The sequence below is a fragment of the Enterobacter sp. 50793107 genome, from assembly GCF_001463365.1.
Taxonomy (GTDB): Bacteria; Pseudomonadota; Gammaproteobacteria; order Enterobacterales; family Enterobacteriaceae; genus Enterobacter; species Enterobacter cloacae.
In genome coordinates, this window is record NZ_LNII01000029.1 from 1 (window position 1) to 8073 (window position 8073).

The window sequence follows — 8073 nt, forward strand, 5'->3', positions numbered from 1 at the left end:
GATCATCTTTGTTTTGATCATAAGCTTTAAATACAACTATAGCAGCAGAGGTAAACAATATGAAATCATTCATTGCTTTAATAGATTTGCCAACCCTTTTAAAGAAAAATGAAATGCCCAAACCGCCAATAAGTGAACATGCTAAAAGGATATCCTCTTTTGATAATATATAGTTGGCTATTTTGATATCAAGGTTGATATTTTGATATTTATTGACTAAATAGTCGAAAGTATAGCAAAGTGAAACAAGCAAGAATATCAGGATTGATGTTTCAAGTATTATTTTGATTTTAAAATTAGGTTTGGTCTTTTTTTTCATTGTAACTCTCCTGATATTTAAATAAAGTATGAATTATTCTACTTATCTTATATATGACAAAGTAAACTCATATCTCATTCACTAACATCACACATGAATAAATAAGTAAATCTTCATAAATGATCACCAATATGTGCTATCGCAATCTTAGGATCTTCCGTTGGGATTTTGTTAAAAAAACCAAAATAAATTCTATTGAATCTGTACGTTCCTGTTTTATTGCATCCGTCTTCATATTCTAATTTATAATGGAACTCACAATTTATATTTTTATATATTACACCTTTGACTTTGAAATCTCTTTTCAATTCTCCAATAGAACGACGATTTTTTCCTCCCCCCTCTGGGGTTACTGGATATATTAGAGATGCTTTCATTGCATTAATATTATTTAAAGAATCATTTGGTATTATTTTGTAACCATTAACAAAATATAAAAACTCAGTAATGCCTTTAAGGAAGTTTACATATCCACCTTCCATTTTGTCGATAGCATTAAATGTGTATGGTGGATTATCTAAGAATATTATATTCTTGAAAACCTCCTGGATTGCAGAAGCATATTCCTCAGAGCTTCTTGGGTGATTTTCTAGAATACCCTTACAAAATAGAATAAGGTCTTCTTCATTTTCTATAAATCCAGTGGTTCCGCTGATAGGGGAAGTACAAAGTGGATCTTTGTACACGGATAATAATCTACCTAAATGGATGGGAGGGGTATTATTGATTAATAACTGCAGATTTTCACAATTTAAATCTAACACTTCAGATTTTATCTTATAAAATTCATTCATCAGACCCCCATGGTCAGATGAGGTTGACATAATAAATTCGATAAATTTTTGATCAAAGGTATTTGAACGAAAGAATTTTTTGAAATCAGAACATACTTTGGATACAAACTCTTGTAGTCTTAAAATCTTCGTTAAAATATCTAAATTATCCTCTTCGAAGGATAGGTTTTCGATAAATAAGCAAATTCCAGCCTTCATCCTATTTCCTTATTTAGTGATATTAGGAATGTCGAAAGATCCTGTCATTATTGTATACATATCAAGTGTTTGTTGATCAAAAAAGCCTTTCGGCCAACTAGAAAGTTTTCCATCTTTGCCAATAGATATCTTTTCTGCAGTAGATTCATTATTCTCATGTGAAATATAAAATAACGAAATTAGCTCAGGTGAAAAGTCAGGAGATGTTCTTGCTACGACACGGATTCCGTTGAGAAGGTGATCGCTATGAGTTTCTATCAATACCTGTACTCCCGCTTGAGCAGTGTAAGCTATTAATCTACCCATATAGCTTTGTCCTCTAGGGTGCAAATGGGCTTCCGGGTTTTCTAAAACTACTAATTCGCCCGGTTTTGCTAAAAGTAATGCTGAAACAATACTCAAAGCATAGCTATAACCAAAACCAATGTTTTTGGGTTTAGTTTGTTTTCCTGACTCAGCCTGTATTGTGTTATAAGCAATGTTTGCACTAACTTCCAATTTTGGCTGTATTTTATAATTTGGGGATATTTCATCCATCCATGCCTGTATATTATTCGCAACCCTGACATTATTATAATTATGATGTATTCTTGGGTCGTCTTTATTTGGATTACCATCTTTCAGTATTAGTCTATCTTGCCTATTCATTATATTGTCTAATACTTCGATGACATATTCACCTTTTTTCCCCAACCAATCGCTATGAAAATTGTGTTGTGATAAAGAAATATTGTCTCTTGGACCAATACGTTCGGCTTCAATATATTGAAAATTACTTGCATGTATAAAGTCTTTAATTGTTTTAATGCTATCCATACCTGAAATACATGGAAGTTCATTACGAAGATTTGCTGAGTCCTCTTGTGTAACCCCCCAACTGACTTCACATTCTTTAACTGAAAGAGTGATTTTCAGTTGATCATCATCTGAAATAAAGTCATTAATAATATCGTCAATACGACCAATGTTTATCAGTTCACCATTTAACTTTATATCATTTTTACTACTAAAATCAGACTGTAACACCATACCTATGGCTTGCATTACTGTACTCTTACCGACAGAGTTATTACCACAAAATATATTTAGACCTGACAAATCAAAAGATTGCTCTTTGTATGATTTAAAATTTTTGAGTTTTATCGATTTAATAGGGAGCATTATCAATTACCCTCATTAGCATTAACAATCTTAATGCCTGTGCTTTGTTCAAGAATTTTCGCAAAAGAATTGAATCTATATAATATAGTTATTTTCTTTCCTGTTGAGGTAGAGATAGAGTCCTTAAACCCTCGCTCTGCTTCAATGTAAGTCTGTGAATCCCATGTGGCATATTCTTTTGAATTGCTATCAATAGCAGAATAAAGGGTATCAACCAATTTATCAGAATTTTTCAGCAATAACTCTTCTTGTTCCTCAGTAACATAATAGAAATAGTAAATTATCACTTCATAAAGTTGCTTACTTATAGGTGATGTATTAGAGCCAATCTCTTTTATGAAAGCTAAATCACCGAAAACATCATAGGCGAGGTTTAAAGCCCTCAAATATTTTCTTTCTATTTGAAGATACTCGTTGCATTCATTCGAAATGTACGCACTTCCTAAATCTATTTCTTTTTCGTTTAATAAGTTTAATTTATATAGATTTAAGTTTTCCATGGCTTTTGATAAAAACTTATCATAGGAATTAAAATTATAATTTTTAAAGCCAATATTTATAAATGCAAGAGCAGCAAGGCAAAGCTCCATATCCTTTTGTCTATCAGGCTTAACCTTACCATGCGTTGCTTGTTTGAATTCGTTTTTGGATGCCAGATACCGTAAAAACTTAACACTTGAACCTTGATTCAGGGCCGAACGAATTTCTTGATCACTTAACTTAACACCATATGTATTGATACGGTGGAATAATTCAACTATGAGATCAGTGCTATCTTTATTCATTTCTATAAAGTAAGCCGTGATTTCATATTCTCTTATGGCTCTTTGTTCAGTGCGAGTAAGCTCACCAAACTCTTTACCATTTAAATCCTCAAGGATATCAAGTTTAGAAAGTTTAAATTCTCCACTCATAAAATCATAAATTGTTGTGATCCGTTGTAAACCATCAACAACGACCCACTTATCTTCTGCGATTCGATTACCAAAATAAAATACAGGAAGTGGGAGTTTTAAGAGAATAGACTCGATTAATTTAGACTTCTTCTCATTATTCCAAATACGATCTTTTCTTTGGAAGTCAGGTTGTAGTTCAATATCACCAAAATGAACCCGATCAAAAATGAGAGATAAAACCGGAGTCTTGGAGGTAATTCTTGCAACACCAAGTTTAGCTTGTAGAGTTTTTAATTCCAAGTTCAACTGTGATGATGTTGTATCATTTTCACCCTCATCTACTCCATAAGTATTGGGTGACTCTATAAGTTCTTCTACAGTAGTATTATTACTAATTTTTAATGTTGGCACCTCTATATTATAATCAAGAGTCACAACTGAGTTAGCCATATCTGCGGAAAGCTCTTTAAATCTATTAAGAGTAACCTCAACTTTTTTTGAAGCAATTTCAGATGGGAATTTCTTCAAAACTATTTGATAAGCATCATCAAGGCTTTGAACTAATTCAACCTGCTGTTCATAAATTTTCCCAAGATTCAAATTGAGAAAATTATCAATTTTTTTTCTTAAAACCCTAAATTCAGAGCCTTGAACTTCTGATAATGTCGCTGCTTCATGGACATTATGACTACGCAATAACAGGTGTTTTTTGTTTTCATACTTGAAATGTTGAATATAGGGTAAGTTAGCAAATATTGTTTCTGGTTGGTTCCTGCTCGAAGAACTACCGTAAAGAACCTGCTCTACATTACAAAAACCTCTAATATTTAAATTGCTGTAAATCGATTCAAGCTCTGATAATGAACGTGTTTTAGATTCAGAATTAGAAGAGACTTTATATTTACCGTTTTCACGATCAATGCTTATAATACATAGTGGAGGCGTAGAAGGATTAATTGGCTGTAGCTGTTTGCCAAAAAGAAGATTTTCGATGTCGTTTAGCACTTGTTCAAAGTTAAGCATTAGTGCTTCCTAAATCCATGTTAGAATTGAAAACCATCCTGTAGGATACCATCATTTGGGTATTGGTTCAATTTTTATCTTTACTTCAATAAAAAATTGCGTTATGCGTTTAAATGACTATGTTGCGTGATGGTATTTATGATGGTATTGATTATCTTGTATTAAGAAAATGACATATAAACCAATGAGGTAAGTGCGATGTTCGAGTCCGGCCTTCGCACCATTAGTACTTCCAAGACCATCCGAAAAAGTCCAATTATCCCTTTAAAATCAATGATTGAAGCGATTTTTACGTCCTGAGTCTTCTTGGATGGTCCGTTGAAATCCGGATGTCATTGGGGGCATCTTAACTTCGATTAGAAATGTGCCCCCAAATGAAGCTCAACGCCAGACAGGTCGAGACTGCAAAGCCAAAAGACGAAAACTACAAAATGGCTGCGCGGTGGTTTGTATCTCGAGGTTTCGGCCAAGGGCTCTGAATACTGGCGTATGAAATACAGACGCCCCTCCCATAAGAAAGAGGATCGCCTCGCGTTTGGTGTTTGGCCTAAAGTCACTCTTGCTCAGGCAAGAGCAAAACGCGACGAAGCTAAAAAGCTGTTAGTACAGGGCATTGACCCAAAAGCCGAACAGAAAGAAGCTCAGGCCGAGAATTCGGGGGCATATACTTTCGAAACCATTGCTCGTGAATGGCATGCCAGTAACAAGCGATGGAGTGAAGACCATCAATCGCGCGTTCTTCGCTATCTTGAGCTTTATATTTTCCCTTATATCGGTTCGTCCGACACTCGCCAGCTCAAAACCCGCCACCTTTTGTCCACGATTAAAAAGTTGATTCAAGTGGCAAGCATGGCGTTGCTCAGCGCCTGCAACAGCGCGTCACGGCCATAATGCGTTACGCCGTACAGAACGATTATACCGACTCAAATCCAGCCATTGATATGGCCGGTGCGCTATCGACAACAAAAGCGCGACATTACCCAGCTTTACCTTCTAACTGCTTCCCTGAGTTTCTCGCTCGTCTTGCTGCATATCGTGGCCGTGTAACGACAGCGGATCGCTGTCGAACTTTCTTTACTAACTTTTGTGCGTTCCAGCGAGTTACGTTTCGCGCGTTGGGATGAGTTCGACCTCGATAAATCTCTTTGGCGCGTACCAGCAAAACGAGAAGAAATTAAGGGGGGCGTTATTCGTATCGTGGTATGAAGATGAAAGAGGAGCATATCGTTCCGCTTAGTCGACAGGCAATGATTTTGTTAGGGCAGCTTAAGCAGATTAGTGGTGATAAAGAGTTACTTTTTCCGGGGGATCATGGCGCAACTAAGGTTATGAGTGAAAACATGGTAAACAGCGCATTGCGTGCGATGGGCTATGACACGAAAACCGAGGTCTGCAGACATGGGTTTAGGACGATGGCGCGCGGTGCGTTGGGGGAGTCCGGGTTATGGAGCGATGACGCTATAGAACGTAAGTTAAGCCATTCAGAGCGGAATAATGTACGTGCTGCATATATTCACACATCTGAGCATTTGGATGAGCGCCGATTGATGGTTCAGTGGTGGGCTAGATTATCTAGATATTAATCGACAAGAGTATGATGTTACCCCTTATGATTTTGCTAAACAATTATAAAACAATCAGTTAAGTATTTTTTTTGCGGTTACTGATTGATATTTAGTGCTTTTTTATGATGATATAATTACTGTTTGACAAAATGGCTTGTTTTTATCATATTTAAGTTTGTTTTTAAGCATGGGGGATTCCTCCATAGTATTGGTTATTTAAACAGTACTTGATTTTTTGGCAGAATGGAAAATGAATTATCAGGCTATAAGTAAAATATTTAGTCGTAATGTGGTTTTGGAAATAGCAAAAAAAAATAGGTCTGAGATGTTCAGAAGTATCGTTATGGATAATTGCCCTGCGTATAGCTCAACTGATAAGTCCATAGCGAAAATTTATGATGAATTATATTTGCTGCTGAAGAAAAAATACAGAAACGAATATGTTTACAAGAATGAAATTGCGAAAAAAATAGTCAAAGGGTTTCATAGGTTTAACAAGGTTAGCTATGTTAATGAGTTTAAAATAAATGGGTGCATAGCTGATGTTGCAATATTTAACGATACGTCAACTGCGTATGAAATTAAGACAGAATTAGATTCTTTTGAAAGATTAGATGACCAACTGTCTGTATACAAAGATGTTTTTGAGTTTGTGTACATGGTCGTCCCTGCTGAAAAATTAAATCAGGCGATGAAAGTAGCTCATGAGACTACAGGGATTATCACTCTAAACGGAAAGAATGCTCTAAACTATGAGCGATTAGCTACTTCGAATCTAGAGTATTTTTCCAAAGATAAAATGTTCAATTGTTTTAAACCCTCAGAATATATGTTTTTTTATGAAAGTGTTACAGGGATAAAACCTTTTGGAAGGGCCGCGGATATTAAAGAACAATGTAGAAATCTTTTTTTAGAATTGGATACCAAAAAAGCGCATAAGGAAATGCTAAAGTTATTAACAGCAAGAGAGCTTGAGGGGTTTGAAAAAGACTATTTTCTTTCTCTCCCGCAATCGCTGTTAGCAACATTATTAAATTTGCGATTGAATCAAAAAAACTTAATGACACTTAGGGAAAACATGACGGAAACATTATGTTAACTGATAAGGAATTAAAGCATGTATTATTGTTATTTAAGAGCAAAACAATATGAGCTATTAGCTGTTAGGTCTTGCCTGGCAAAGATCGTTCAAAAAAATATGGTTGCTATTATTGAACCAGTTAGAGAGAGTGATAGGGATTTATATAGTTGTTTAAGAGATGCTCGCGATAACAATGCGAGAGTTATTTTGATTGTTAATCCTAAATGTGGGGAGCTTGAAGGTAATGAGAGAGCTTCTGAAACGTTAATTAATGGTGCAATTGAAATAAATCCTCAAATCGAGTTAGGTTATATTGTTGACGATACAACTAGTTCATCACAATTGACTAATTTTTTTAATGTTTATCAAAGTCAAAAAAAATCAATCATTCATAATGGTCGCTATGCTAACACACAGCAGCTTCTTCAGTTAGAATCTTCAGATAATTTATTTAAAGATAATATCTTTATTGATGGCACATGCAGCTCAATATATATTTCAAATTTCAATTCCACATCTAAAGTACTAATTCGTGATGGTTTAAATCGTACCCAAACCAACGCCGGATATGCAAATAATATTATCGAATTTTTCTCTGACTTACATACAAATTATAGACAACTAGGTTTTAATGGGTTTGGCGATTTTTCTATTGTTGGAAATCATTTCGCAGAAGGTGGGGGGCAAGCCATAACGGCTGTAATCCACATCACTTACGAGAACATTGATAGAACAGAAATTCAAGTCCATCACTTCCTTTCAGATCCTAGAGTAGTAGCTGAAGATGTCGCTATTTTAATTGATGAAGCTTTGGAGAAATTGGATGCTTTCCTTAGTTCTCAGCGGCCTGACATACTTAATTGGTCAACTGCTTGTAGAGAACTGGTTGATATTTATAATACTCCAGGGGGAAGAACCAACTTAGCATATATCAAGAAAATGTCCATAAAACACCATTTTGAGTTAATGCATGATATTTTGTAAATCTTAAGAGGCGTATTAAGCGCCTCTTTTTTACATTGTTATTCTAGCGATT

5 protein-coding genes and 2 pseudogenes are annotated in these 8073 nt (G+C 35.1%); 3 read left to right on the forward strand and 4 right to left on the reverse strand.

Annotated elements, in window-relative coordinates:
• The 4 genes and pseudogenes from APU11_RS04810 to APU11_RS04825 all read right to left on the reverse strand — a co-directional run.
• A pseudogene (locus tag APU11_RS04810) lies at positions 1–319 on the reverse strand (hypothetical protein); the annotation flags it as partial.
• 113 nt (positions 320–432) lie between these two features.
• On the reverse strand, positions 433–1311 hold the full coding sequence (locus tag APU11_RS04815; RefSeq protein WP_060578336.1) for a hypothetical protein: 879 nt from the start codon (positions 1309–1311) through the stop codon (positions 433–435).
• A gap of 9 nt (positions 1312–1320) precedes the next feature.
• Positions 1321–2472, reverse strand: a complete 1152-nt coding sequence (locus tag APU11_RS04820; protein WP_060578337.1) for a DUF3696 domain-containing protein — start codon at positions 2470–2472, stop codon at positions 1321–1323.
• Between the two features lie 2 nt (positions 2473–2474).
• Positions 2475–4391 (reverse strand): DUF262 domain-containing protein, encoded by a 1917-nt coding sequence (locus APU11_RS04825; protein WP_047075945.1) that lies wholly within the window; start codon positions 4389–4391, stop codon positions 2475–2477.
• A gap of 374 nt (positions 4392–4765) precedes the next feature.
• On the opposite strand from APU11_RS04825, the pseudogene APU11_RS04830 reads away from it, so the two are divergent.
• The 3 genes and pseudogenes from APU11_RS04830 (at position 4766) to APU11_RS04840 (ending at position 8021) form a co-directional block, all read left to right on the forward strand.
• Positions 4766–6023 (forward strand): annotated as a pseudogene (locus tag APU11_RS04830) (integrase arm-type DNA-binding domain-containing protein).
• 183 nt (positions 6024–6206) lie between these two features.
• Complete coding sequence (locus APU11_RS04835; RefSeq protein WP_058651157.1) at positions 6207–7055, forward strand: sce7726 family protein; 849 nt, start codon at positions 6207–6209, stop codon at positions 7053–7055.
• Positions 7056–7073: 18 nt separating this feature from the next.
• A complete protein-coding gene (locus tag APU11_RS04840; RefSeq protein WP_058651156.1) occupies positions 7074–8021 on the forward strand; it encodes a sce7725 family protein in 948 nt (315 codons plus the stop codon).
• The last annotated feature ends 52 nt before the right edge of the window (positions 8022–8073 follow it).

What these genes read in the sequence shown, in the direction of transcription:
- APU11_RS04825 (WP_047075945.1), bottom strand. Translation starts at nt 4,391, where the DNA reads ATGCTTAACTTTGAACAAGTGCTAAACGACATCGAAAATCTTCTTTTT.
- APU11_RS04840 (WP_058651156.1), top strand. Translation starts at nt 7,074, where the DNA reads ATGTATTATTGTTATTTAAGAGCAAAACAATATGAGCTATTAGCTGTT.
- APU11_RS04835 (WP_058651157.1), top strand. Translation starts at nt 6,207, where the DNA reads ATGAATTATCAGGCTATAAGTAAAATATTTAGTCGTAATGTGGTTTTG.
- APU11_RS04815 (WP_060578336.1), bottom strand. Translation starts at nt 1,311, where the DNA reads ATGAAGGCTGGAATTTGCTTATTTATCGAAAACCTATCCTTCGAAGAG.
- APU11_RS04820 (WP_060578337.1), bottom strand. Translation starts at nt 2,472, where the DNA reads ATGCTCCCTATTAAATCGATAAAACTCAAAAATTTTAAATCATACAAA.